Source organism: Cedecea sp. VD22 (genome assembly GCF_037150195.1).
Lineage (GTDB): Bacteria > Pseudomonadota > Gammaproteobacteria > Enterobacterales > Enterobacteriaceae > Cedecea.
The window spans coordinates 455,431-481,552 of sequence record NZ_JBBCPX010000001.1 but is presented as its reverse complement, the minus strand read 5'-3'; the positions used below and the strand labels follow the sequence as shown (position 1 = coordinate 481,552).

The window sequence follows — 26,122 nt, the reverse complement described above, 5'->3', positions numbered from 1 at the left end:
TCAAAATCGCGTGGCGATTGCCGGGCTAACATGTTGATGGCAAAGAGAGGAGAACGTGATGCAGTTTACAACGACGCCAGGCCTGGAAGGCCACACAATTACTGAATACTGCGGCGTAGTGACCGGGGAAGCTATCCTGGGTGCCAATATTTTCCGCGATTTTTTCGCCGGGGTTCGCGATATCGTCGGCGGCCGCTCCGGGGCTTATGAAAAAGAGTTACGCAAAGCGCGGGACATCGCGTTTCGTGAAATTCAGGCACAGGCCGAAAGCCTGGGCGCTAACGCCGTGGTCGGGATTGATATCGACTATGAAACCGTCGGCAAGGACGGCAGTATGCTGATGGTTTGCGTCAGCGGGACGGCGGTGAAAACGCGCAAATGAAAACCAGGATCTTAGCGCTTGCCCTGGCGCTGTTACTGGCGGGCTGCGCCGGGCAAAAAGGGATTGTCGATCGAGGCAGCTATAAAGTGGACACCCTGCATCAGGCTCAGGCCGCTTATCCGCGGGTGAAAATTCTGGTGATCCATTACACGGCGGATGATTTTTCAAGTTCGCTTTCCACGTTGACCGATCGTAACGTCAGCGCCCACTATCTTGTTCCCGCCGAGCCGCCGCTGTCCGGCGGGAAACCCGTTGTCTGGCAGTTGGTGCCGGAAGAGCAGCTGGCCTGGCATGCCGGGGTCAGTTTCTGGCGAGGGGCTACGCGGATTAACGACACGTCCGTAGGTATTGAGCTGGAAAACCAGGGCTATACCCGGGTTGGCGGTGTTCAGCGCTTTTACCCCTTCAGCCAGCCGCAGATTGCGGTGCTTGAGGATTTAGCGAAGCAGATTATTGCGCGCTATAACATCGTGCCGCAGAACGTGGTCGCTCATGGGGATATCGCGCCGCAGCGCAAGGTTGATCCTGGCCCGCTGTTCCCCTGGAAGCAATTTGCGGAAAAAGGGATTGGCGCATGGCCGGACGCCGCTAGAGTGGCGTTTTATCTTAACGGCCGCGGCCCGCTGCAGCCTGTGGATAAATCCGAGCTGCTGGATGTGCTTTCCCGGTATGGCTACGAAGTGCTGCCGGGCATGACCGAGGCGCAGCAGAAAAGAGTGATTACCGCCTTCCAGATGCACTTCCGCCCGGCCAACTACAGCGGCGAGGCGGATGCGGAAAGCCTGGCGATCGCCGAGGCATTACTGGAGAAATACGGCCAGGGTTAGCCCCGGTGCAGCGTGCCGTGATCTTTCAACCACAGCGCGGTACGGCGAATGCCTTCATCAAGGGTGACGATAGGCTGATAGCCCAGCTCCGTTTCCGCACGCGTGGTGTCCAGCGTTAAATCGAAGTTCAGCTTGGAGACGCCGTAGTGCGTGAGCACCGGCTCTTTGGCAGACTTATTGCCAAAGTGCTCCAGGCTGCGGGCGATGATATCCAGCATCGGGTACGGCACCGAGCGAATGCGGCATTTAATGCCCAGCTCGTCGATCAGCTTCTGCACGATGGTCCGCAGCGGGCGGGCTTCCATGTTGGTGATGTTGTAGGCGCGGCCAGAAGGTAAATTCTGTTTCTGTGTCGCCAGCCACATCGCGTGTACCGCGTTTTCCAGATAGGTCATATCCACCAGCGCATCGCCGCCGCGCGGCAGCAGCACGCTGCCGTAGTGGCGCATCATCTGCACAAGGCGCGGGAAAAACACTTTGTCGTGCGGCCCAAACAGGCTTTGCGGGCGCAGAATGGTAAAACGGGTGTTCGGGTTGGCCTGCGCCAGCAGCTGAATCACCTCTTCGCTGGCGGCTTTGCTGCGGGCAAATTCGTTGGCGAAGCGCACCGGGCGAAAATCTTCGCTGATGTTGCGGTGGTGGTGGTAGTCGAAGTAGAGCGACGGCGACGAGATATGAATAAAGTCACGCACGCCCCAGGCCACGGCCCATTCGCCCAGACGGCGTGTGGCGCGGACGTTGGCGAGGTCGAAGGCTTGCTGGGTTCCCCACGGCGAGGTGAAGCTGGAGCAGTGCCAGAGCGTGTCGACGTCCGCAAGCATCACTTTCGCCTGGGAAGAGACCAGCTCCGTCAGGTCGGCATGGACAAATTCAGCGCCCATTTTCTGCAGCAGTTTGCCCATCGCTTCGTTGCGCCCGGTGGCCCGAACGCTGATGCCTCTGGCGCGTAAATACTCGACCGCGTTTCGGCCTAAACCGCTGGTGGCGCCCGTGACCAGTACCTTCATGTGACCAACTCGTTATGTTTTGGATTAACGCTGCGCATTTTTCCGTGAAACGGCAGCGCATGCAATGGGAATACTGAAAGATTAGGAGCTAACTTCTCTTTTTGATCGAGTTTTGTTCCGCTAAATGAACAATTCGCCGCGCCATTCCCCTAAAGATAAATAAATGGGCGGGGATCATCGCCAGCCAGTAGATCAAACCGGCGCAGCCGTGAGGATGCCACCAGGCTCTGACGTCCAGCCGACGCTGCTTGCCATCATCCTGCAAGGTCAACGACAGCCGCCCCAGGCCTGGGGCCTTCATACCAAACAGCAGCGTTAGCTCTTTTTCTGGTTCAGCGATAATCACTTTCCAGCTATCGACGGTGTCGCCCACTTCCAGCGTGGCTTTATCAGGCCGCCCTTTAGCAAGCCGATGCCCGACCAGCAAATCCATCAGCGCCCGAGTTTTCCACAGCGCATTGCCAAAAAAGTAGCCTTCTTTACCGCCTAGCTGGTTGATCACCTGCCAGAGCGAAGAGAGTGAGGCCTGGGTGGCCAGCGTGCAGCCCGCCTGTTTAGCAAAAAAACCGTAGTCAGGTCGCCAGCGGGCAAACGCCTGGGCATCGTAGCCCCAGTCCTGGGAGTTGGCGAGCCGGTGTTCGTTGGCCAGCGTCAGGCGCACGGCGTCGTCAAAGCTGATGAGCTGCTGCGGGATGCGTTCGCGCAGGCTACGGTCATCCGCCAGCAAATCGTGTTCCAGACCCTGAATCAGCGCCTTAGCAATACCGGGCGGCACCGAGGTAATGACATTCAGAAACCACACGGAAATCCAGCTGGTGGGGAGTGGCACGGGGATCAGCGGGCGGCGGCGGCCGCTGATAGCCATAAAGCGCTCGAACTGCTGCTGATAGCTCAGAACTTCCGGTCCGGCGGCTTCAAACAGGCGATGTTCTGTGGCCGGATGGTCCAGCAGTGCGACGAGGTAGTGCAGCAGGTTATCCAAAGCAATGGGTGAAGTACGGGAGCGAACCCAGCGCGGCGGCGTCAGCACCGGCAGGTTGTACACCATATCTCGCATGACTTCGAAGGCCGCCGAGCCCGCGCCAACAATAATCCCCGCGCGAAGTTCGGTGACAGGAACGCCGGAATCTCGCAGGATATCTGCGGTGATTTGCCGGGCTTTCAGGTGCTTTGAATGCGTTTGCCCGCTTTTGGCCTGCAAAGCGCTGAGGAAAATGACCTGCTTGACCGGATGTTCGGTCAGCGCGTCGCGCATGTTCAGCGCCGCCTGACGTTCGAACTCCATAAAATTATCGCCGTCGCCCATGCTGTGGATCAGATAGTAGACGGTATCCGCCCCTTCGAGCAGGGCACCCAGGCGGTGCGGCCAGTGCAAATCTACGTGCCGGCATTCTACGCCTGGCCAGGGCTGTTTTTTTAGCCAGTCAATGCGGCGGGCTGCGGCGGTGACGTGATGTCCCGCCGCCACGAGTAACGGCACCAGATGCTGGCCAATGTAGCCGCTGGCGCCGAGGACCACTATCCTTTGAGGTTCTGCCATCGTCCCTGAGTCCCGTTAGTTTTGCAGGAAGCTGCGCCAGTGGGCGACGACTTCAGCCAGCTGGCTGCGGGTGACGTCCAGATGGGTGACCAGCCGAGTTGCCGGACCTGCGCTGAGGATGATGCCGCGCTCACGCATGTAGGGCCCTAAATCTTCTGCTTCTTCCGCCGTCATGCGCACAAAGACCATGTTGGTGTCCTGACGCATCACATCGACGCCGATTTCGCGCAGCTCGCCTGCCAGCCAGTGGGCGTTGTCGTGGTCTTCTTTCAGCCGTTCGACGTTATTTTTCAGCGCATACAGGCCTGCCGCCGCCAGAATACCGGCCTGACGCATACCGCCGCCGGTCATCTTGCGCCAGCGTACAGCGCGTTTGATGTACTCTTTACTGCCCACCAGCAGGGATCCCACCGGCGTGCCAAGACCTTTCGACAGGCAAATGGTGAAGCTGTCGCAGTAGCGAGTAATTTCTTCCAACTGGCAGCCGTAGGACACCACGGCGTTAAAAATACGTGCGCCATCTACGTGCAGAGCCAGATTGTGCTTGCGGGTGAATTCCCAGGCCTGCTGGATATATTCGCGCGGCAGCACTTTGCCGTTATGGGTGTTTTCAAGGCTCAGCAATTTAGTGCGGGCGAAGTGAATGTCGTCCGGTTTAATTTTTGCCGCCACTTTATCCAGCGGCAGCGTGCCGTCACGATCCGCTTCAATGGGCTGAGGCTGAATGCTGCCCAGCACCGCTGCGCCGCCAGCTTCGTAGAGGTAGTTATGTGCGGCCTGGCCAACGATGTACTCTTCGCCGCGCTCGCAGTGGCTGAGCAAAGCTACGAGGTTGGCCTGCGTGCCGGTAGGTAAAAACAGGGCAGCTTCTTTCCCGCTGATTTTTGCCGCGTATGCCTGAAGCTCGTTAACAGTGGGGTCATCGCCGTAAACATCATCCCCGGTCGGGGCGGCCATCATTTGCTCCAGCATGGCGCGGGAAGGGTGGGTAACGGTATCGCTGCGTAAATCGATCATGACGGGTCCTTTATCGAGAGGCTGCGCCCGGACGGTTATCCGGGCGCCTGAGGCAACCTTCTTTTTTACCGGAACCAGTTGGTTTTCGCCAGCTCGATCACTTCATCTCCTCGCCCGCTGATGATGGCGCGCAGCATATACAGGCTGAACCCCTTGGCCTGCTCCAGCTTGATCTGCGGCGGGATAGCCAGCTCGTCTTTGGCGACGACAACATCGACCAGCACCGGGCCATCGGTGCTGAAGGCCCGTTCCAGTGCAGCGTTCAGCTCCTCAGATTTTTCAACGCGGATGCCGGTAATGCCGCAGGCCTCGGCGATACGGGCAAAGTTGGTGTCGTGCAGTTCGGTACCGTCGGTGAAGTAGCCCCCGGCTTTCATCTCCATCGCCACGAAACCGAGCACGCTGTTGTTGAACACCACGATTTTAATCGGCAACTTCATTTGTGCTACGGACAGGAAGTCGCCCATCAGCATGCTGAAGCCGCCGTCACCGCACATCGCCACCACCTGGCGATCGGGCGCGGTGGCCTTGGCGCCCAGCGCCTGCGGCATAGCGTTAGCCATTGACCCGTGGTTAAACGAGCCCAGCAGGCGGCGTTTGCCGTTCATTTTCAGGTAGCGCGCGGCCCAGACGGTGGGCGTGCCTACGTCACAGGTAAAAATGGCGTCATCGGCGGCGTAATGGCTTATTTGCTGCGCCAGATATTGCGGGTGAATTTGCTTGCCTTCCGAGGGTTTGGCCAGTTCATCCAGCCCTTCACGCGCTTTGCGATAATCCTCCAGCGCTTTGTCGAGGAAGCTGCGATTGGTTTTCTCCTCCAGCATCGGCAGCAGGGCGGACAGCGTGGCTTTGATATCGCCCACCAGCGCCATGTCGACCTTGCTGTGCGCGCCTATGCTGCCGGGGTTGATATCAATCTGGATAATTTTTGCGTCCGTCGGGTAGAACGCGCGGTAGGGGAACTGGGTGCCGAGCAGGATCAGCGTGTCGGCGTTCATCATCGTGTGGAAGCCGGATGAGAAGCCTATTAATCCGGTCATGCCAACGTCGTAAGGGTTGTCGTACTCAACGTGTTCTTTGCCACGCAGGGCGTGAACAATGGGCGCTTTCAGGGTTGCCGCCAGCTGCACCAGCTCAGTATGTGCCCCAGCGCAGCCGCTGCCGCACATCAGGGCGATATTGTCGTTGTAGCGCAGAAGTTGGGCGAGTTTTTTAAGCTCATCGTGAGGGGGAACCACGATGGGCGGCGGTGCAGGATACCAGTGCGTCGTGGCATGCTCTGGCGCGGGTTTGAGCGCCACGTCGCCGGGCAGTACCACCACGGAAACGCCCCGGTTCAGAATGGCTTTGCGCATGGCAATCGCCAATACCTGCGGGATCTGCTCCGGGTTAGAAACCAGTTCGCAATAGTGGCTGCATTCGCGGAAAAGCTCTTCGGGATGCGTTTCCTGGAAGTAGCCGCTGCCAATTTCGCTGGAGGGAATATGGGCTGCAATGGCGAGAACGGGCACGTGATTGCGGTGGCAATCGTACAGGCCGTTAATCAGGTGCAGGTTACCTGGCCCGCATGAACCGGCGCAGACAGCAAGCTCGCCGGTGAGATGCGCTTCGGCCCCGGCGGCGAAAGCGGCCACTTCCTCATGGCGAGTTGGCATCCATTTAATCGTGCCCATCCGGTTGAGGCTGTCGCTGAGGCCGTTCAGGGAATCGCCGGTGACGCCCCAGATACGTTTCACGCCCGCGCTCTCAAGGGTTTTGGCCAGCCAGGCCGCTACGGATTGTTTCATCGGTTTTCCTTGTCCAGTGTGATAGCGCTTACAAGCTTAGTTCAATTCTGCGTAACGGCAGGGAATGGCCTCCCTAAAATTGGGGCTATTTGTTAGCAAATATTAAGCGTAAATTATTCTCGTTATCATTTTAAAAGGGTGGCAATTCATATGGTTACTAAATTGTTAAATACAGTGAATGGCGCGCTAAACAAAGACGATCTGGGAAAATTGTTACTGCGTCTGGCGGTAGGCGGCCTGATGCTGTTTCACGGCCTGCACAAGCTGTTTGGCGGCGTGGACGGGATTAAGGGAATGCTGGCGGCGCATGGCATCCCGGAGTTTGTCGCCTATGGCGTGCTGCTGGGTGAGGTGCTTGCCCCGCTGCTGATTATTTTAGGGATCCTCACTCGCCTGTCCGCGCTTGGGCTGGCGTGCACGATGATTGTGGCCTGGCTGCTGGTGGGCGTGGGGGAAACCTTCATGCTGGATAAAACCGGGGCCTGGGGCGTTGAAAGCCTGATGTACTTTTTCCTCGGCGCGCTGGCGATAGTCTTTTGCGGCGCAGGGCGTTACGCGTTTGGCAAGTCGGCCTGGCGGTAGAAAAAGAAAAGGCACCGTGAAGGTGCCTGTTTAGATCAGGCGAGCACCAGGTCGCTCTGTGGATGGCAGGAGCATGCCAGCACGAAGCCGCTGGCAATTTCTTCTTCCGTCAGTGTCATGGTGCTGGAGACGGTATAGTCGCCAGAAACCACTTTTGTTTTACAGCAGCCGCAAACTCCGGCGCGGCAGGCGGCATTCACCGGCACGCTGTTGCTCTCCAGCGCGGCAAGCAGCGTGCTGCCCACCGGTGAGTAGAACTCACGCATCGGCTGGAGCGTGGTGAACTTCAGGCCGCCCGCTGAGGGTGCAGCGGCTGGCGTGAAGAACACTTCCCGATAAAACGCCGTGACTCCCAGCGCTTTCACTTCTTTCTCAACCATGTCCATATAAGGCGCAGGCCCGCAGGTCATAACCGTCCGGCTGGCGATATCCGGCACCGCGGCCAGGATCTCGCGAGTCAGTCGCCCGGCGATAAAGCCGTGGGTGGCGTTGTTTTCTGCCACCAGCGTGACCGGGTAATGCCGCCATTCGTCAGCAAAAATCACGTCCTGCGGGGAGCGCACGTTGTAGATGACCTGCACGTCCGCTTGCGGGCGGTGTTTTGCCAGCCAGCGGCGCATGGCCATAATCGGCGTGACGCCGCAGCCCGCCGCCAGCAGCAGATAGCGCTCCGACACGACGTTTTCACAGCTGAACTCGCCCTGGGCTTCAGACAGCCACAGGTAGTCGCCGACTTTCACTTCTCCGGTCAGCCACTCTGAGCCAGCGCCGCCGTCGATGCGCCGTACCGTCAGCGTGATGAACTCACTCAGACCCGGAGTGGAAGAGATCGTATAGGCCCGCAGCGTCTCGCTGCCGTTGCGAATGCTCACCAGGGCATATTGCCCGGCTTTGTAGGGATAGAAGTCGTGGTTGATCAGCGACAGCGTCCAGACATCCGGCGTTTCCTGGTGAATATGGTGTACCTGCATACGGTGCGGGCACAGCGGCGTTGGCATGGTCATGGCTGCTCCTTAAGCGCTCATTAACTGTTGGATATCTTGCTCAACGGTGGTGATGGCGCGCAGGCCAAATTTCTCGTTCAGCACTGCCAGCAGGTTTGGCGTCAGGAAACCCGGCGCGGTTGGCCCGGTGACAATGTTGGTGACGCCGAGCGACAGCAGCGTGAGCAGAATTACAATCGCCTTTTGCTCAAACCAGGAGAGCACGAGACTCAGCGGCAGGTCGTTCACGCCGCAGCCCAGTTTCTCTGCGAGGGTGACTGCCAGAATGATCGCTGAATATGCGTCGTTGCACTGGCCGGCATCCACCAAACGCGGCAGCCCTTCGATGTTGCCGAAATCCAGCTTGTTGAAGCGGTATTTACCGCAGGCGAGGGTCAGGATCAGGCAGTCCTGCGGCACGCTGGTGGCGAAGTCGGTGAAGTAGTTACGTTCTCCGCGTGCGCCGTCGCAGCCGCCGACCAGGAAGATGTGGCGAAGTTTTTCGCGGCTAACCAGATCGATGAGCGTGTCTGCCGCACCCAGTAACGTCTGGCGGCCAAAGCCGACGGTGATCAGGTGTTCGATTTCGCTGTACGGGAAACCGGCCATTTGCTGGGCCTGGGTAATCACCGGGCTAAAATTGTCGCCTTCGAGGTGGCTGACGCCCGGCCAGCCGACGATGCTGCGGGTCCAAATTCGGTCATCGTACGAGCCCACGGTTGGGTCGATGATGCAGTTGGAAGTCATGACAATAGGGCCTGGGAAGCGGGCGAATTCCGTTTGCTGGTTCTGCCAGCCGCTGCCGTAGTTGCCGACCAGGTGTTTGAATTTCCGCAGTTCTGGATAGCCGTGCGCCGGGAGCATTTCACCGTGGGTGTAGACGTTCACGCCGGTGCCTTCGGTTTGCTCGAGCAAGTTATAGAGATCTTTCAGGTCATGGCCGGAAATCAGGATGCACTTCCCGGCAACCGGGCGTACGTTAACCTGGGTTGGGGTTGGATGGCCGTATTTGCCGGTTTCCCCCTGATCCAGAATGCTCATCACTTTGAAGTTCATCTGGCCGATTTCCATGGAACAGTCCAGCAGCGCGCCCATATCCGCAGGCCAGGTGCCGAGCCACGCCATGATGTTGTGGTACTGGGCGTAAATATCGTTGTCGTACTGGCCCAGCACATATGCGTGTTCCATATAAGCGGCGGCGCCTTTCATGCCGTACAGGCACAGCAGGCGCAGGCCGAGAATATCTTCGCCAATGTCGGCTTTGTCACGATTTGGCATGAATTCAGCGGCCTGGCGCTGAAGTTCACCGAGGTCACTGCTGACCAGTTGAAGCTCTGCCATCGGGTGAGTGACGATGGCCGCAGGATCGACAGCCAGCGTACGGATTTTCAGATCTTCGCGCATGGCAATGGCATCTCGGGCATAGCCAACGATGCGGCCGGAGTCGAAGTTCACGTTGGTCAGCGTTGAGAAGAAGGCGCGGGGAGCAAAGTTATCAATCTCGTGGTCGATAATACCGCGTTCGCGTGCGGCAACGGCCCAGGCGGACAGCCCCTGCAACGTCGCGATCAGCAGATCCTGTAGATCGGAAGTCTGGGCCGTTTTACCGCAGACGCCCTGGGCATAGGCGCAGCCGTCGCCGGCCGGGGTACGAATGGTCTGTTCACACTGCACACAAAACATGATGTCACCTTAAAGTTATATTTTAAATGCATGTTTAAGGTTAGGCTCCGGCTCAACAGGTTAAAAGGACTTTTTGGTGCAACTTAAAGGGAGATTGATATAGCTCAACTTTGGCGGCAGCAGGCTACCGCCAGAGAGGTATCAGGCGGCGAAGAAGGCGATGAGCAGCGGGGTCAGCAGGCTAAGAATAAATCCGTGCACAATGGCGGCAGGCACGATTTCCACACCGCCGCTGCGCTGCAGCACCGGCAGGGTAAAGTCCATCGAGGTGGCGCCACAAAGGCCCAGAGCCGTTGAGCGGCTGCGGCGCACCAAAGCCGGGATAAGCATAATAGCCAGTAATTCCCGCACCAGATCGTTAAAGAAGGTTGCGCTGCCAATCACCGGCCCGTAGGACTCGGTCATCAGGATCCCGGACAGCGAATACCAGCCGAACCCAGAGGCCATAGCCAGACCTGTTTTTATCGGCAGGCCAAGCAGCAGGGCGTTGATCGCCCCGGCGACCATTGAGCTGAAAACGACCACAATGGCGACAATAATGCCGCGGCGGTTGAGAACGATTTGCCGGAAGCTCATGCCGCTGTTGCGAAGCTGGATCCCGACCAGCAGCAGCAGGAAAATAAGCGTATATTCGCTGGCCTCTGTGGCGTATTTAAGCACCTCAAATCCGGTCAGCCCCAGCAGGAAGCCCAAAGCCACTACCCCGCAAAGCTGTAAGGACTCCAGGGCCATCGCCAGGCGCGAGGGGAGTTTTTCCTGTTTGTGCTGATGCCGCCACGGGAGAGCACGTTCCAGCAGCAAGAGGCCGGCGATGTTACACAGCAGGATCACCCCGACGCTTATCACCGAGTAATGCAGGATAGTCAGCAGGTTGCTGGCGAGATTATCGAGGAACGCCAGGCTAATGCCCATCAGGAAGAGGATCACGTAAACAATCCAGCCCAGCAGGCGGTGAATCAGCCTGAGCAGGTGGATTTGTTTCAGCGGAATCAGGTAACCGACGAGCAACGGCACCAGGATAATAAGTAATCCTGACAGCATGGGAGGGACAGTCCTTGTAGTTAAAATGTTACGACGGATGTCACACTACCGAAAGAAAGGAATTGAGTCGAGTAGGGGCGAAGAAAAAGGTTTATGCGGGGAAAAGAAAACGGCAGGCTTACCCGAGTAAGCCTGCCTCGGGGCCTAGCTGCGTTTTTCCAGCAGGGTGCGGTAAATAATACCGCCCAGGATCCCGCCAATAATAGGCATCACCCAGAAAAGCCACAGTTGATCCAGCGCCCAGCCGCCCTGGAAAATAGCCACTGCGGTACTGCGCGCAGGGTTTACTGAGGTGTTGGTAACCGGAATACTAATTAAGTGAATTAAGGTTAATGCCAGGCCAATGGCTATTGGCGCAAAACCCGGTGCAGCAAATTTGTCCGTTGCACCGTGAATAACAATCAAGAATCCACAGGTTAATACGATTTCAATCACAATGGCGGACAGCATGGAATATCCACCCGGAGAATGTTCGCCGTAGCCGTTAGAAGCAAAACCGCTGGCTGCGGCATCAAAGCCTGCTTTACCGCTGGCGATTAAATAAAGGATAGCGGCAGCGACAATCCCGCCAATCACCTGGGCAATAATATAGCCTATCACTTCTTTAGCCGGGAAACGGCCACCGGCCCAGAGGCCAAGTGTGACGGCCGGGTTAAAGTGACCACCGGAAATATGGCCGACGGCAAAAGCCATGGTCAGCACGGTTAAACCAAATGCCAGCGCGACGCCGACAAAGCCAATGCCTAATTCCGGGAATGCTGCCGCTAATACTGCGCTACCACAGCCACCAAATACCAGCCAGAATGTCCCGAAGAACTCGGCTGCTAATTTTCTAAACATAACCACCTCTGATAAAAGCCAGAAACAATGCAAGGTTCACGCGCTAAATCACATGACCCTGACTGTCGCTAATTCACCGTCATCAAGTGAATGACGAAAGTAATATTAAATGCGCGTTAATATTAGGTATTTCGCCATTTCGCCACCAGTACAATAAATTCTAGTTTTTTGATTTAGGGCAATGAGGTGTTATTCCTTTTTTGAGGAGAGGTAGCAGAAGTATAGGTTATCTTTGAATGAAGTAAGAATATTCCGGATAATAAAAAAATACGCCTCAGCACGAATTGATTATGGTAAAGGCGGCGTGCGTTTATCGCGTAACGCTTTGACATTGTGTGGTTACATTGCCTTCCGGGTTGCCGCTATACTCGAAAAGGACGCTGGATGAAAGCGGATGCACAGGAGGCGGTATGTTTCTCGAGCGAGTTGAGATGGTTGGTTTTCGCGGTATTAACCGTTTGTCGTTAATGCTTGAGCAAAACAACGTGCTGATTGGCGAAAATGCCTGGGGTAAATCCAGCCTGTTAGATGCGCTGACTTTGCTACTTTCCCCGCACCGGGAGCTGTACCATTTTGTTCGCGAAGATTTCTATTTTCCCCCCGGCGAGCTGCATGGCCGTGAAAGTCACCTGCAAATCATCCTGACCTTCCGCGAGGCGGCGCCTGGCCACCATTTAGGGCGGCGGTATCGTAACCTTTCCCCGGTTTGGGTGGCGGGGAACGACGGCTTCCATCGTATTTATTACCGTCTGGAAGGAGAGCTTGGGGATGAAGGGACGGTTTTAACGCTGAGAAGCTTTCTCAATGCCCACGGGAAGCCGCTGGCGCTGGACGAAATTGACGACATGGCGATGAATATCACGCGGCTGAACCCGGTGCTGCGCCTCAGAGATGCCCGATTCATGCGGCGGCTGCGCAACGGAAGCATGCCCGAAATGCCGGAAACGGAGCTGACCGCGCGCCAGCTGGATTTCCTGGCGCGAGAGCTGGTATCAAGGCCGCAAAACCTCACCGATGCGCAGCTGCGGCAAGGGCTGTCGGCCATGGTACAGCTGCTTGAACACTATTTCTCTGAGCAGGGCGCGATAGCCCACCAACGCCTGATGCGGCGGCGTTCTCATGATGAGCAGCGCAGCTGGCGCTATCTGGATGTGATCAACCGGATGATCGACAAGCCAGGCAGCCGTTCGCACCGCATGATCCTGCTGGGCATGTTTTCCACGTTGCTACAGGCGAAGGGCAGCATTGCGCTCGACAGGGACGCTCGCCCGCTGCTGCTGGTGGAAGATCCTGAAACCCGGCTGCATCCGATTATGCTGTCTGTCGCCTGGCACCTGCTGAATCTGCTGCCGCTACAAAAAATTACCACGACCAATTCCGGAGAGCTGCTCTCTCTGACGCCGGTAGAACAGGTTTGCCGGCTGGTGCGTGAATCCTCCCGAGTGGCCGCGTGGCGGCTTGGACCGGGCGGTATGAACGCGGAAGAGAGCCGGAGAATTGCTTTCCACATTCGTTTTAATCGCGCGTCGTCACTCTTTGCCCGCTGTTGGCTGCTGGTGGAAGGCGAGACCGAAGTGTGGGTGATGAACGAACTGGCGCGCCAGTGTGGGCACCATTTTGATGCCGAAGGCGTGAAGGTCATCGAGTTTGCACAATCTGGCCTGCGCCCGCTGATTAAGTTCGCTCGCCGGATGGGCATTGAATGGCATGTGCTGGTGGACGGGGATGATGCCGGTAAAAAATATGCGGCAACCGTACGCGGCTTGCTGGACAATGACCGGGATCAGGAGCGCGATCATCTTACAGCGCTGCCTGCGCTGGATATGGAACACTTTATGTATCGGCAGGGATTTTCGGATGTGTTTCATCGCGTGGCTCAGTTGCCCGAAAATGTGCCGATGAATTTGCGCAGGATTATTACGAAAGCTATTCATCGTTCGTCAAAGCCGGATTTAGCTATCGAAGTGGCTCTGGAGGCGGGGCGTCGCGGCGTGGATGCGGTTCCGCCGCTGTTTCGTAAAATGTTTTCGCGGGTGCTTTGGCTGGCGCGTGGCCGGGCGGATTAGCGCCCGGCTGGAAATGCAGATCTAGAAATGACCGTTGATGCTGTTCATCATGCCGTCGAGCAATTCATAACGGCGGCGATATTCTGCACGTTTTTTGCTGGCAATGTCTTCCAGCGGTTTGCGTTCCACGCTGGATGGCAGGGCAAACAGGCCGTCGGCGCGAGGTTCACCGCTCATAGACTGCCAGAAACTGTCATAGTCCGCATGTAGACTGTCTTTTTTCTTCTTCTCGTAGCGCCATGAACGGTAAATATGCGTCCCGTTGCCGACGGCCAGAATGCGCTCTGCGTCGAGAAGCTTCGCCAGTTCACAGGCAACCTCAAGCAGCATGCGTTTCGGGAACAGCCCGTGGCAAGCCTTTGTGGCAGCCTGAATGGCTTCATGAGGCACCCAGGTTTTGGCTCCCTGCAGGCAGCCAATAAAGAAGGTGTTCTTGCCTTCAAACTGGTTGAGAGTAAAGGTCATACGCGCCAGGGGAACGCCCTCTTCATTACAGAAGTTCAGGAAGGCTTCGCCTTCTTTACCTTCAATATCGTGAGAGGTGAGATCGATAAACATCAGCTCGTTGTTTTTACCCACCAGCGTGGCCAGGCGGTAACCTTCTGCAGAGAAATGCCCGTTAAGCATTTTTTTCGGCATTTTCTCGGCAATTTTCTGGTAGTGGTAAGCGATAGTATCCCGCGTATGCTTGCGTTTTAGCGGCAGCGCAAGGTAAGGGCGATGCAGGCGGCAAGGCAGACCAGGCTGAGCGTTCAGCATGCTGGCAAGATGAGGCTGGCTTGCGAGGTTGTTCATCAGGCTGACGGTGTGCAAAGGCATCGCCAGTGAGCGTAAAATAAACTTGCGGCGGTAAGCCTTCTTGCCCCAGGATGCTCCCGGCTGCCATTCCCCCGTCGCGAGGGAAAGGAAGAGTTTCCAGCCTGTTTGAGGCAGGGCTTCGGTAACATGCGCGGCAGCGATCTGGGACATAATAACAACCTGATATTCGGGAAAGATGGCACTATTTCAGCACGCCGGATGTCAACCGACGTTCAATAACTGTTACATATCTTCACATTGTGCAGTTTGTTTAAGAACCGTTTAATCATGCGCTAGCTATTTCAGGATTTATATGAAAATTAAGGGAAAATTTAAAAAACGTTATTGGCTTTACGCGCTGCTGGTGGTGATATTTTTCCTCTGGCTTTGGCAGTTTTTGCATGTGCCAGCCCCACAATATCAAACGATGATCGTGCGTAAGGCTTCGCTTCAGCAAAGCGTTCTGGCCACCGGAAAGCTCGATGCCGTGCGCAAAGTTGACGTCGGGGCGCAGGTGAGCGGGCAGTTAAAAACGCTGTCAGTTAGCATCGGCGATAAAGTAAAAAAAGATCAGCTTTTGGGGGTTATCGATCCCGAACAGGCAGAAAACCAGGTCAAAGAGGTTGAGGCCACGCTGATGGAGCTGCATGCCCAGCGTATGCAGTCCGAAGCTGAAAGTAAGCTTGCCGCGGTGACACTTTCCCGCCAGCAGACGCTGGCAAAAACTCAGGCGGTGTCCCGCCAGGATCTTGATAAAGCGGCAACCGATTTGGCGGTAAAACAGGCTCAGATTGGCACCATTGACGCCCAAATTAAGCGCAATCAGGCTTCTTTGAGCACCGCGAAAACTAACCTCGAGTTCACCCGTATCGTCGCGCCAATGGCGGGGGAAGTGACGCAGATAACGACGCTGCAGGGGCAAACCGTGATTGCGGCGCAGCAGGCGCCAAATATTCTGACGCTGGCGGATTTAAGCACGGTGCTGGTGAAAGCGCAGGTCTCTGAAGCCGATGTTATCCATCTCAAACCGGGCCTGAAAGCCTGGTTTACGGTACTTGGCGACCCGATGACGCGCTATGAAGGCGTGCTGAAAGATATCCTGCCGACGCCAGACAAAGTCAATGAGGCCATTTTCTATAATGCGCGTTTTGAGGTGCCGAATCCGAAGGGCATTCTGCGCCTGGATATGACCGCTCAGGTGCATATTCAACTCGGCAGCGTAAAAGATGTACTGACGATTCCGCTGGCCGCGCTGGGCGAACCGATCGGTGATAATCGCTATAACATCACGGTGTTGCGCAACGGGGAAACCAAAACCCGTGAAATAACTATCGGGATGCGAAACGACACCCAGGTTCAGGTCGTTAATGGGCTGGAAGAAGGCGAAGAGGTGGTGACTGGTCGCGCCAATGCCGGGAGTAGCAAATGACGGCGCTGCTTGAATTAAAGGACATTCGCCGCAGCTATCCTTCTGGTGAAGAGCAGGTTGAGGTCCTGAAGGGCATCAGCCTGACGATTGAAGCCGGGGAAATGGTGGCGATTGTCGGTGCGTCCGGTTCCGGTAAATCGACGCTAATGAACATCCTCGGTTGCCTGGATAAACCCAGCAGCGGCAGTTATAAGGTCGCGGGCGTGGATGTGTCGGGGCTGGATAACGATGCGCTGGCGACGCTGCGTCGCGAGCATTTCGGTTTTATCTTCCAGCGTTATCACCTGCTTTCTCATCTGAATGCTTCGCAAAATGTTGAAGTCCCAGCGGTGTACGCCGGGACAACGAGAGCCCAGCGTCAGCAGCGGGCGCATGAGTTGCTTGGGCGTTTGGGGCTAAAGGAGCGGGTGGAATATCTGCCGTCACAACTTTCGGGCGGGCAGCAGCAGCGCGTCAGTATCGCCCGTGCGTTAATGAACGGCGGGCAGGTGATTCTGGCGGATGAACCCACGGGTGCGCTGGACAGTCATTCCGGCGAAGAAGTGATGGCCACGCTGAAGCAACTGCGCGAGCGCGGGCATACGGTGATTATTGTGACTCACGATCCGGCCGTGGCGGCGCAGGCTCAGCGTATTATTGAAATTCGCGACGGAGAAATTATCAGTAATCCTCCGCCGGTTCATCAGCCTGCGGCGCGGATGGTTGAAAATCAAACGCTGCGAAGCGGTTCGTCGATACAGCAAGTCATCAGCAGTTTCCGCGAGGCGCTCGGCATGGCCTGGCTGGCGATGGCTGCGAACAAGATGCGCACGCTGCTGACCATGCTTGGCATTATTATTGGCATTGCCTCGGTGGTCTCCATTGTCGTGGTGGGCGATGCCGCCAAGCAGATGGTGCTGGAGGATATTCGCTCCATCGGCACCAATACGATCGATGTCTACCCCGGTAAAGATTTTGGTGATGACAATCCGCAGTTCCAGCAGGCATTAAAATATGATGATTTGCTGGCTATCGGCCAGCAGCCTTGGGTAAGTTCGGCCACGCCTTCTATTTCCAGCAATTTACGCCTTCGCTACGGCAACGTGGATGCGGCGGCCAGCGTCAATGGCGTCAGCGGCGACTATTTTGATGTTTACGGTATGACTATGAGCCAGGGCGCAAGCTTTAACGACGAGCAGATGAAGGGCCGTGCGCAAGTTGTGGTGCTGGACGCCAATAGCAAAAGGCAGCTATTCCCGAACAAAAGTGATGTTGTCGGGGAAGTTGTGCTGGTGGGGAATATGCCGGCCACGGTGATTGGCGTGGCGGAAGAGAAACAGTCGATGTTCGGCAGCAGCAAAGTGCTGCGCGTCTGGCTGCCTTATAACACGATGGCCGGGCGCGTGATGGGGCAAAGCTGGCTCAACTCAATAACCGTACGTGTTAAAGAAGGGTACGACAGCCACGAAGCCGAGCAGCAGCTTAATCGCCTGCTGTCGCTGCGTCATGGCAAGAAAGACTTTTTCACCTATAACATGGACGGGCTATTGAAAACGGCGGAAAAGACCACACGTACTCTTCAGATGTTCCTGACGCTGGTAGCGGTTATTTCGCTGTTGGTTGGGGGGATTGGGGTCATGAATATTATGCTGGTGTCGGTCACTGAACGTACCAAAGAGATCGGTATCCGTATGGCGGTGGGCGCCCGAGCCAGCGATGTACTGCAGCAGTTTTTAATTGAGGCGGTGCTGGTTTGCCTGGTCGGTGGCGCGCTGGGGATATCGCTGTCGCTGGTTATCGCGTTCACGCTGCAGCTGGTGCTGCCGGGCTGGCAGATAGGTTTCTCGCCGGTGGCGCTGCTGACCGCGTTTGGCTGCTCCACGGCCACGGGGGTGCTCTTTGGCTGGTTGCCGGCCAGAAACGCGGCGCGCCTGAACCCCATCGATGCACTAGCTCGTGAGTAATCCCGGCGGTTGGTCATAAAAATGCCAGCCTTATGGGCTGGCATTTTATTTGCGGGATGTACACAATTAATGGGGAACTACGCGACCGCTTCCGCCTCGTGGGGAACGATCAGGCTGGCATGGTTGCCTTTAGGTCCCTGATGCACATCAAACCTGACAAGCTGTCCGGCTTTTAACGTTCTGTACCCGTCCATTTGAATGGTGGAGTAGTGAGCGAAGATGTCTTCGCCGCCGCCTTCCGGGCAGATGAAACCGAACCCTTTGGCGTTATTGAACCATTTAACAGTACCCGTCTCCATGCTTCGACATCCTTCGTAACTCTTAATAGTGAGATGGAATCAACCGGTGGGTAAGGGCGGGCTGTTCAAAACCTCGCCAACTCACCCCGCTACAATGTAGATATTTTATACACTGCGTCAAGCGTCTGGCGGGGCAGGTAAGGCAACAATGAGTCAAAAATTTGAAGCAGTTAACGCTATTGCTATTAATGTGATGTAGCTCGCTTACGGAGATTCGTTACGGGATCGAATACGTTGTCATACGTTTGCGAAAAGCGTATTACACTCAATATAAGGCCTTGCCTGACAGTATGTTGGGCTTCAACAAACGATGATAAATCGCAATGGGTAAGACGAACGACTGGTTGGACTTTGACCAAATGGCGGCGGATAAACTGCGCGAAACGCTAAAACCGCCCTCCATGTATAAAGTTATACTGATGAACGATGACTACACGCCAATGGAATTTGTTATTGACGTACTGCAAAAGTTCTTTTCTTATGATGTTGAACGTGCCACGCAGTTGATGCTCACGGTTCACTATCAGGGTAAAGCTATCTGTGGCATCTTTACTGCAGAAGTAGCGGAAACCAAAGTGGCGTTAGTGAACCAGTATGCAAGGGAGAACGAGTACCCGTTGCTGTGTACGCTAGAAAAGGCCTGACAAGGCCGATAATTTGGGGAGGTGCCTATGCTCAATCAAGAACTGGAACTCAGTTTAAACATGGCTTTCGCCAGAGCGCGCGAGCACCGACATGAGTTTATGACCGTCGAGCATCTATTACTGGCATTGCTCAGTAACCCATCTGCCCGCGAAGCGCTGGAAGCGTGTTCTGTGGATATGGTGGCGCTGCGGCAGGAGCTCGAAGCCTTCATCGAACAAACTACACCGGTCCTGCCACCCAACGTTGAAGAGCGCGACACGCAGCCGACGCTAAGTTTCCAGCGTGTGCTGCAGCGAGCGGTGTTCCATGTGCAGTCCTCCGGGCGCAGTGAAGTGACCGGTGCCAACGTGCTGGTTGCCATTTTCAGCGAACAGGAATCCCAGGCAGCCTACCTGCTGCGCAAACATGAAGTAAGCCGCCTCGACGTGGTGAACTTTATCTCTCACGGCACGCGCAAAGACGAACCGAATCAGTCATCGGGTTCTGAAAATCCGGTCAACGAAGAGCAAGCAGGCGGGGAGGAACGTATGGAAAACTTCACCACCAATCTTAATCAGCTTGCGCGCGTGGGCGGGATCGATCCGCTGATTGGCCGCGATAAAGAGCTGGAGCGTGCTATCCAGGTTCTGTGCCGTCGCCGTAAAAATAACCCGCTGCTGGTCGGTGAATCTGGCGTGGGTAAAACGGCTATTGCCGAAGGGCTGGCGTGGCGAATTGTGCAGGGCGATGTGCCGGAAGTGATGGCCGACTGCACCATCTACTCGCTGGATATCGGTTCTCTGCTGGCCGGTACCAAATACCGCGGCGATTTTGAAAAACGTTTTAAAGCGCTGCTGAAACAGCTCGAGCAGGATCAAAACAGCATCCTGTTTATCGATGAAATCCACACCATTATTGGCGCGGGCGCGGCTTCCGGTGGCCAGGTCGATGCCGCTAACCTGATTAAACCGCTGCTCTCCGGCGGTAAAATTCGGGTGATTGGCTCGACGACTTATCAGGAGTTCAGCAACATCTTCGAAAAAGATCGTGCCCTGGCGCGCCGCTTCCAGAAGATTGATATTACTGAGCCAAGCGTTGAAGAAACGGTGCAGATCATCAACGGACTGAAACCGAAATACGAAGCGCACCACGACGTTCGCTATACCGCGAAGGCGATTCGCGCGGCGGTTGAGCTGGCGGTGAAATACATCAATGACAGGCATCTGCCGGATAAGGCTATCGACGTCATTGATGAGGCGGGCGCACGTAGCCGCCTGATGCCGGTCAGCAAGCGTAAGAAAACCGTTAACGTGGCGGACATCGAAACCGTGGTCGCTCGCATTGCGCGCATCCCGGAAAAAAGCGTTTCCGCGAGCGATCGCGATACGCTGAAAAGCCTGGGCGATCGCCTGAAAATGCTGGTGTTTGGCCAGGATAAAGCGATTGAAGCGCTGACCGAAGCGATCAAGATGAGTCGTGCCGGTTTGGGTCAGGATCATAAACCTGTCGGTTCGTTCCTGTTTGCTGGCCCTACCGGGGTTGGTAAGACGGAAGTCACCGTGCAGCTGGCGAAGTCGCTGGGCATTGAGCTGCTGCGCTTTGATATGTCTGAGTATATGGAACGCCATACCGTGAGCCGCCTGATTGGCGCCCCTCCAGGCTATGTTGGTTTCGATCAGGGTGGGCTGCTGACGGATGCGGTGATTAAGCATCCACATGCGGTTCTGCTGCTTGATGAAATCGAAAAAGCGCACCCGGATGTCTTTAACCTGCTGCTGCAGGTAATGGACAACGGTACGCTGACCGATAACAACGGACGCAAGGCGGACTTCCGCAACGTGATTCTGGTGATGACCACCAACGCCGGGGTGCGAGAAACCGAACGTAAATCTATCGGGCTTATCCGCCAGGACAACAGCACCGATGCAATGGAAGAGATCAAAAAGATCTTTACGCCGGAGTTCCGTAACCGTCTCGACAACATTATCTGGTTCAACCACCTCTCTACCGAGGTGATTCATCAGGTGGTGGATAAGTTTATTGTCGAGCTACAGGTTCAGCTGGATCAGAAAGGTGTTTCGCTGGAAGTGAGCCAGGAAGCGCGTGACTGGCTGGCAGAGAAGGGCTATGACCGCGCGATGGGCGCTCGCCCAATGGGGCGTGTTATCCAGGACAACCTGAAAAAACCGCTGGCCAACGAACTGCTGTTCGGCACCCTTGTTGACGGTGGGCAGGTTACGGTTGCGCTGGATAAAGACCAGCAGCAGTTGACCTTCAACTTTGCGAGTGCGCAGAAGCACAAGCCGGAGGCCGCGCACTAGCGCTGGCTGAGGATGTAAAAAAGGCCGGGCATTGCCCGGCCTTTCTATTACAACGAACTCTCAACGCCGCCCATCTCAGGCCGCGGAATAAAAACTATCAACGGCTACGGAAGACAATGCGGCCTTTGCTCAGGTCGTACGGGGTCAGCTCAACGGTGACTTTGTCGCCCGTCAGAATGCGGATGTAGTTTTTGCGCATTTTACCGGAGATATGAGCGGTAACCACGTGCCCGTTTTCCAGCTCAACGCGGAACATGGTGTTAGGTAACGTATCAAGTACGGTACCCTGCATTTCAATATTGTCTTCTTTGGCCATCTAATCCTCTGGGGTATCACTACCGTAGTTTGAACCGGCAAGATAATGCCGAAGTTCGCTTATCATGTAAAGAATTGTTGGTGAAATCACCAGTGAAAGTGCATTTTGCTTATTACCCGCCGCTTAGCAGCTTGCCGCATGGCAACGTCTGCGACGAAGAACGCAAGGAGATAAATGAGAGGGTATTCCCTTAAACAATAAATCCCAGACAACGGCGGGGTAGCAGGCAAAAGCCACTTAGCGGCGCTAATTATAACACCCTCACATAAAATGTGTTGTTAAACATTATTGCTCAGCATCTGCGGAACCCAGCAATGAGAGCCCAAGTGCTGGAGGCGAAGTTCCGCTAATGCCTGGAGATACTCTCTACGAGGAATTTCAATCACGCCCAGCGAAGCCGTATGCTCATTTAATACCTGGCAGTCGATCAATTTGCCGCCATGGCGAATAAAGTGCTGACAGAAAACCAGCAGCGCCGTTTTGGAGGCATTCACCCGGCGGCTAAACATAGATTCGCCGCAAAATAATGCCCCCTGCGCCACGCCGTACATGCCGCCTACCAGCTCTTTTCCTTCCCATACTTCAACGGAGTGGGCATGGCCTAATTCATGCAGGCGCAAATAAGCTTCTACAATGTCTGCGGTGATCCAGGTGCCTTCATTTCGGTCGCTGGCGCAGCCGTAGAGTACGCGCTCAAAAGCGTGGTTGAGCGTGACGGTATAAGGCGAAGTGCGATGAAAGCGCTTCATGCTGCGGCTAAGGTGAAACTGTTCCGGGTAAAGAATGGCGCGGGGATCGGGCGACCACCACAAAATAGGGTCGCCGGGAGAAAACCACGGAAAAATGCCTCGCTGATAGGCCATCAGCAGGCGTGCGGGGGTCAGGTCGCCGCCAAGCGCCAGTAACCCATTAGGTTCACGCAACGCCCCTTCCGGCGAAGGAAAGGCTATCGAGTCACGAGACAGCTGTACCAGGCGCATGACGACCAATACTCCAGAGCAATAGAGCAATAATAAATTGATAATAGTCTATTCAGAACGCCTACAGGCGCTGGCGAAATTGATAATAACGTCCGCCGGACGCCATTAATTCAGCGTGATTACCTTGCTCAATTATTTGCCCGTTGTCCATCACAATTATGCTGTCAAAAGCGTTCAAACCGCGCAGGCGGTGAGTGACCATCAGCACCGTTTTATCTCTGGTGACTTCAGCCAACAAATCAAGGATTTGGCGCTCTGTTTCTGCATCCAGGCCTTCGGTAGGTTCATCCAGCAGCATAAGAGGGGCGTTATGCAATATTGCTCTGGCAATCGCAAGGCGACGAAGCTCCCCGCCGGAAAGCTGACGACCACCTTCGCCAAGCCAGCTATTAAGCCCGCCGTCTTCAAGCAGTTTTTCAAGTCCTACCTGAGTCAGAGCGGTGCTGAGTTGGGTATCGCTGGCCTCTGGAGATGCCAGTAAAAGGTTATCGCGAAGCGTGGCGCTAAACAGGTGTACGCGCTGAGGGACAACGCTCGTTGCTTTGCGCAGAGTGACTTCATCAAAAGCGCTAAGGGCGATGCCGTTAAGTTGAATTTCGCCCTGCTGAGCATCCCATGCGCGGGTCAGTAATTGCAGTAAAGTGGATTTACCGCAGCCGGTTTTACCGAGGATTGCTATTCTCTGCCCGGCGCTGACAGACAGTGAAATGTCTTTCAGTGCAGGCTGACTCTGGCCTGGATAAGTAAAACTCAGCTCACGAATGTCCAGAGTTGCCCGCCGTTGCTCGGGCTGCGTTGCTTCAGGAAAAATAACTTCAGGTGTCTGGCTGGTGATTTGCGTCACGCGCAGCGCGGAGGCAATGACCTGGCCAAGATGCTGAAAGGCGCCGGTAACCGGGGCCATCGCTTCAAATGCCGCCAGGGCACAAAAGACGAACAGGGCAATCAGCGCGCCGGGAGATTGGCTTTCGCCTACGCCTGCGGATGCCATCCATAGCATCGCCAGTACGGCAATACCACTGATAAGCAGCATGATAGCCTGCGACAGGGCAGTTAACCCGGCCTGGCGACGTTGCGCTTCCTGCCAGCTGTTTTCCGTGGCATCTAACTGTTCGCGCGCGCGGTTTGCTGCGCCGAAAATGGTTAATTCCGCGTGGCTTTGAAGCCAGGAGGTGAGCTGCTGGCGATAGTTACCGCGTTGAACGGTTAGCGCTTCCCCGGTTGGCTGCCCGGCGCGGTAGAACAGCGGCGGCAGAAGGAGCAGGGTCGCGAGTAAAATTCCGCCAAGCGTTAAGGCAAGGGAAACATCAAGGAAACTCAGGCCAAAAGTCACCACCAGGATAACGACAAAAGCGCCGACGAGCGGGGAGATAACCCGTAAATAAAGGTGATCGAGCGTATCGACGTCTGCCACCACGCGATTGAGCAATTCTCCCTGGCGAAAGCGCGCCAGCCCGGCAGGGGAGAGGGGCAGCAGCTTGCTAAAGGTTGACACGCGTAAATGCTGCAGGACGCGGAAGGTAGCATCGTGGCTGACCAGACGCTCAAAATAGCGACCCGCTGTGCGGGTGATAGCCGCCCCGCGAACGCCTGCGGCAGGCAGCATGTAGTTAAAGCTGTAGAGCCCGGCAACGCCCACTACGGCCGAGGCAGAAAGGAACCAGCCGGAGAGCGTTAACAGACCAATGCTGGCAAGCAGCGTGATAATCGCCAGAACAACGCCTAAAGACAGTAACCATTTGTGGCGGCGATAAAGCGCCAGATAAGGCAGCAATGCGCGCATTAGATCTCCTCCTGGCGACTGGCCAGTAATAGAGCAAAGGGGCCTTCTTCAACGGAAAGCTGTTCGAAGTTTCCCTGCTGAACAATCAGCCCGTTCCGCATCACCCAAATTTGATCCCAACTGCTGATGTAGTCCAGTTGGTGAGTCACCATCAGTGTGGTTTGTTTCTGGGACGCTTCCGTGAGCGCTTCCATTACACGCTGTTCGCTGTGGGCATCCAGGCTCGCGGCAGGCTCATCCAGCAATAAAACACCGCAAGGGGAGAGTAACGCTCTGGCTACTGCTACTCGCTGTGCCTGACCCACGGATAAGCGGGTAGACTGATCGCCGATTGGGGTATCAATGCCTTCTGGCAGCTGCGACAGAAACTCTGTTACCGAGGCTTTATCCAGAGCTGCCTGCAAACGAGTGCCGTCCGCTTCTGGCATCCCAAGAAGTACGTTGTCACGTAGGGTAGCCGCCGGTAGCTGCGGATTTTGCCCCACCCAACTAAGCTGTGTGCGCCACCATTCAGGTGAAAGCTGTGCCAGCTCGACGCCATTGACCAGCAACTGCCCCTGATAGGGCAGGAAGCCGGACAGGACATTCAGCAGGGAGCTTTTGCCCGCACCGCTTTGGCCCACCAGCGCCACGCGTTGCCCGGCGGGAAGCATAAAATTCAGCGGCCCGGCCAGCACTTTCCCCTCTGCGGATAGAATTGTCATCTCTCGGGCTTCAAGAGTGAAAGTCCCGTTGCCCGAAAGCTGCACGGTTCCCTGCTCAGGGTGTTGCAGCGGCGCGTCGAGGAAGGTCTTCAGGGTCTCTGCCGCGCCCACGGCCTGAGCCCTGGCGTGATAGAAGGTGCCCATATCACGCAGCGGCTGGAAGAATTCAGGGGCAAGAATGAGCGCCAGGAAGCCAGCGAATAAAGTGACTCCAGCACCATAATGGCCGAAATTCAGCTCGCCAAGGTAAGAGAAGCCGAAATAGACGGCCACCACGGCGATAGATAACGAGGCGAAAAACTCAAGCACGCCGGAAGAAAGAAAGGCCATACGCAGCACTTCCATGGTGCGCTGACGAAAGTCCTGGCTTGCCGCGCGAATATTTTCAGTTTCCGCCGCGCCACGGTTAAATACACGAAGTGTTTCCATCCCGCGAAGACGATCGAGGAAATGGCCGCTGAGCCTTGCCAGCGCCTGGAAATTACGGCGGTTCGCATCGGCTGCGCCCATGCCTACCAGCGCCATGAAAATAGGGATAAGCGGCGCGGTGCCTAGCAAAATGAGTGCGGCTGCCCAGTTGATCGGGAAAATGGCAATAATAATCAGCAAAGGCACCATGACCGCCAGCGACATCTGCGGCAGGTAGCGCGCGTAGTAGTCGTGCATGTCTTCTATTTGTTCAAGAACCAGCGTAGCCCAGCTCCCCACTGGTTTGCCCTGAATCCAGGCTGGGCCTGCCTGATGTAATCTGTCGAGTACCTGGCGGCGAATTTCCTGGCGAATGTGCAATCCGGCGTGGAATCCGACCTTTTCGCGCAGCCACACGATCCACGCGCGCAGCACAAATACCAGAACCAGCAAAATAAACGGCATGAGCAGTGCTTCACGCGGAATATTTTCCATGATCATGTGCTGGAGAATGCGGGCGAGCAGCCAGGCCTGGGCCACAATCAGTAAACCACTGACCAAACCGAGCAGACGTGACAAGCCGAGCCAACGGCGAGAGATAAGACTTTGCTGTTTTAGCCAGAGGCTAAGTTCTTGCTGACGGGTTTTATTCATCGCGTGCCAGATTCTGGTAGAAGAAGGAATTCTCAGGCAATTTTGACAGGCAATGTTACATGGCAGAAACAAGAAAGGCGACCAGCAAGGCCGCCTTTTTTAACATCT

General features: G+C 55.8%; 22 protein-coding genes. 8 read left to right on the top strand and 14 right to left on the bottom strand.

The window, feature by feature from the left end:
- Nucleotides 1–58 precede the first annotated feature (58 nt).
- A complete protein-coding gene (locus tag WFK85_RS02330) occupies nt 59–382 on the top strand; it encodes a heavy metal-binding domain-containing protein (RefSeq protein WP_166995462.1) in 324 nt (107 codons plus the stop codon).
- Complete coding sequence (locus tag WFK85_RS02325; protein WP_166995464.1) at nt 379–1,209, top strand: N-acetylmuramoyl-L-alanine amidase; 831 nt, start codon at nt 379–381, stop codon at nt 1,207–1,209. Before WFK85_RS02330 ends, WFK85_RS02325 begins: the two co-directional genes overlap by 4 nt.
- Here WFK85_RS02325 and WFK85_RS02320 read toward each other — a convergent pair.
- The 4 genes from WFK85_RS02320 to poxB all read right to left on the bottom strand — a co-directional run bounded on the left by WFK85_RS02320 (nt 1,206) and on the right by poxB (nt 6,560).
- Nucleotides 1,206–2,216 (bottom strand): NAD-dependent epimerase/dehydratase family protein, encoded by a 1,011-nt coding sequence (locus WFK85_RS02320; protein ID WP_008461085.1) that lies wholly within the window; start codon nt 2,214–2,216, stop codon nt 1,206–1,208. The genes WFK85_RS02325 and WFK85_RS02320 overlap by 4 nt on opposite strands.
- A gap of 88 nt (nt 2,217–2,304) precedes the next feature.
- Nucleotides 2,305–3,756: an SDR family oxidoreductase gene (locus WFK85_RS02315; protein WP_336708534.1), complete on the bottom strand. Its 1,452-nt coding sequence runs from the start codon at nt 3,754–3,756 to the stop codon at nt 2,305–2,307.
- Nucleotides 3,757–3,771: 15 nt separating this feature from the next.
- The gene (gene ltaE, locus WFK85_RS02310) at nt 3,772–4,773 is read right to left on the bottom strand and encodes a low-specificity L-threonine aldolase (RefSeq protein ID WP_336708533.1); all 1,002 of its coding nucleotides are present in this window, start codon (nt 4,771–4,773) and stop codon (nt 3,772–3,774) included.
- Between the two features lie 65 nt (nt 4,774–4,838).
- On the bottom strand, nt 4,839–6,560 hold the full coding sequence (gene poxB, locus WFK85_RS02305; protein ID WP_336708532.1) for a ubiquinone-dependent pyruvate dehydrogenase: 1,722 nt from the start codon (nt 6,558–6,560) through the stop codon (nt 4,839–4,841).
- A 150-nt stretch (nt 6,561–6,710) separates the two neighbouring features.
- On the opposite strand from poxB, the gene WFK85_RS02300 reads away from it, so the two are divergent.
- The gene (locus WFK85_RS02300; RefSeq protein ID WP_336708531.1) at nt 6,711–7,142 is read left to right on the top strand and encodes a DoxX family protein; all 432 of its coding nucleotides are present in this window, start codon (nt 6,711–6,713) and stop codon (nt 7,140–7,142) included.
- 35 nt (nt 7,143–7,177) lie between these two features.
- On the opposite strand, the gene hcr is transcribed toward WFK85_RS02300, so the two are convergent.
- The 4 genes from hcr to aqpZ all read right to left on the bottom strand — a co-directional run bounded on the left by hcr (nt 7,178) and on the right by aqpZ (nt 11,689).
- Complete coding sequence (gene hcr, locus WFK85_RS02295) at nt 7,178–8,146, bottom strand: NADH oxidoreductase (RefSeq protein WP_336708530.1); 969 nt, start codon at nt 8,144–8,146, stop codon at nt 7,178–7,180.
- A 9-nt stretch (nt 8,147–8,155) separates the two neighbouring features.
- On the bottom strand, nt 8,156–9,808 hold the full coding sequence (gene hcp, locus WFK85_RS02290) for a hydroxylamine reductase (RefSeq protein ID WP_336708528.1): 1,653 nt from the start codon (nt 9,806–9,808) through the stop codon (nt 8,156–8,158).
- A gap of 141 nt (nt 9,809–9,949) precedes the next feature.
- Nucleotides 9,950–10,849, bottom strand: coding sequence for a lysine exporter LysO family protein (locus tag WFK85_RS02285; RefSeq protein WP_336708526.1), 900 nt, complete (start codon nt 10,847–10,849; stop codon nt 9,950–9,952).
- A 144-nt stretch (nt 10,850–10,993) separates the two neighbouring features.
- A complete protein-coding gene (aqpZ, locus tag WFK85_RS02280; protein ID WP_039291469.1) occupies nt 10,994–11,689 on the bottom strand; it encodes an aquaporin Z in 696 nt (231 codons plus the stop codon).
- Nucleotides 11,690–12,099: 410 nt separating this feature from the next.
- Between aqpZ and WFK85_RS02275 the strand changes: the two genes are divergently transcribed.
- A complete protein-coding gene (locus WFK85_RS02275) occupies nt 12,100–13,755 on the top strand; it encodes an ATP-dependent endonuclease (RefSeq protein WP_336708524.1) in 1,656 nt (551 codons plus the stop codon).
- Nucleotides 13,756–13,776: 21 nt separating this feature from the next.
- On the opposite strand, the gene WFK85_RS02270 is transcribed toward WFK85_RS02275, so the two are convergent.
- Nucleotides 13,777–14,724, bottom strand: a complete 948-nt coding sequence (locus tag WFK85_RS02270; RefSeq protein ID WP_166995474.1) for a DUF535 family protein — start codon at nt 14,722–14,724, stop codon at nt 13,777–13,779.
- A 142-nt stretch (nt 14,725–14,866) separates the two neighbouring features.
- Here WFK85_RS02270 and macA point away from each other — a divergent pair, with 142 nt between their 5' ends.
- Both macA and macB read left to right on the top strand, forming a co-directional pair.
- Entirely contained in the window at nt 14,867–15,982 is a 1,116-nt protein-coding gene (gene macA, locus WFK85_RS02265) for a macrolide transporter subunit MacA (RefSeq protein ID WP_336708521.1), read from the top strand.
- Complete coding sequence (gene macB, locus WFK85_RS02260; protein WP_166875463.1) at nt 15,979–17,925, top strand: macrolide ABC transporter ATP-binding protein/permease MacB; 1,947 nt, start codon at nt 15,979–15,981, stop codon at nt 17,923–17,925. Before macA ends, macB begins: the two co-directional genes overlap by 4 nt.
- Before the next feature lie 77 nt (nt 17,926–18,002).
- Here the strand turns inward: macB and cspD are convergent, their stop codons facing one another.
- Entirely contained in the window at nt 18,003–18,224 is a 222-nt protein-coding gene (cspD, locus tag WFK85_RS02255) for a cold shock-like protein CspD (RefSeq protein ID WP_008461102.1), read from the bottom strand.
- 323 nt (nt 18,225–18,547) lie between these two features.
- On the opposite strand from cspD, the gene clpS reads away from it, so the two are divergent.
- Both clpS and clpA read left to right on the top strand, forming a co-directional pair.
- Nucleotides 18,548–18,868, top strand: a complete 321-nt coding sequence (gene clpS / locus WFK85_RS02250) for an ATP-dependent Clp protease adapter ClpS (protein ID WP_008461103.1) — start codon at nt 18,548–18,550, stop codon at nt 18,866–18,868.
- A gap of 27 nt (nt 18,869–18,895) precedes the next feature.
- Entirely contained in the window at nt 18,896–21,169 is a 2,274-nt protein-coding gene (clpA, locus tag WFK85_RS02245) for an ATP-dependent Clp protease ATP-binding subunit ClpA (protein ID WP_336708518.1), read from the top strand.
- Between the two features lie 97 nt (nt 21,170–21,266).
- Here the strand turns inward: clpA and infA are convergent, their stop codons facing one another.
- The 4 genes from infA to cydD all read right to left on the bottom strand — a co-directional run bounded on the left by infA (nt 21,267) and on the right by cydD (nt 26,014).
- Nucleotides 21,267–21,485, bottom strand: coding sequence for a translation initiation factor IF-1 (gene infA, locus WFK85_RS02240; RefSeq protein WP_002211347.1), 219 nt, complete (start codon nt 21,483–21,485; stop codon nt 21,267–21,269).
- 278 nt (nt 21,486–21,763) lie between these two features.
- The gene (gene aat, locus WFK85_RS02235) at nt 21,764–22,465 is read right to left on the bottom strand and encodes a leucyl/phenylalanyl-tRNA--protein transferase (RefSeq protein WP_336708517.1); all 702 of its coding nucleotides are present in this window, start codon (nt 22,463–22,465) and stop codon (nt 21,764–21,766) included.
- Nucleotides 22,466–22,526: 61 nt separating this feature from the next.
- Nucleotides 22,527–24,248 carry a heme ABC transporter ATP-binding protein/permease CydC gene (gene cydC, locus WFK85_RS02230; protein ID WP_336708515.1) on the bottom strand — a complete coding sequence of 574 codons (1,722 nt, stop codon included), beginning with the start codon at nt 24,246–24,248 and terminating at the stop codon, nt 22,527–22,529.
- Nucleotides 24,248–26,014 (bottom strand): heme ABC transporter permease/ATP-binding protein CydD, encoded by a 1,767-nt coding sequence (cydD, locus tag WFK85_RS02225; RefSeq protein ID WP_008461111.1) that lies wholly within the window; start codon nt 26,012–26,014, stop codon nt 24,248–24,250. The genes cydC and cydD overlap by 1 nt, the downstream gene beginning before the upstream one ends.
- Between the last annotated feature and the right edge of the window lie 108 nt (nt 26,015–26,122).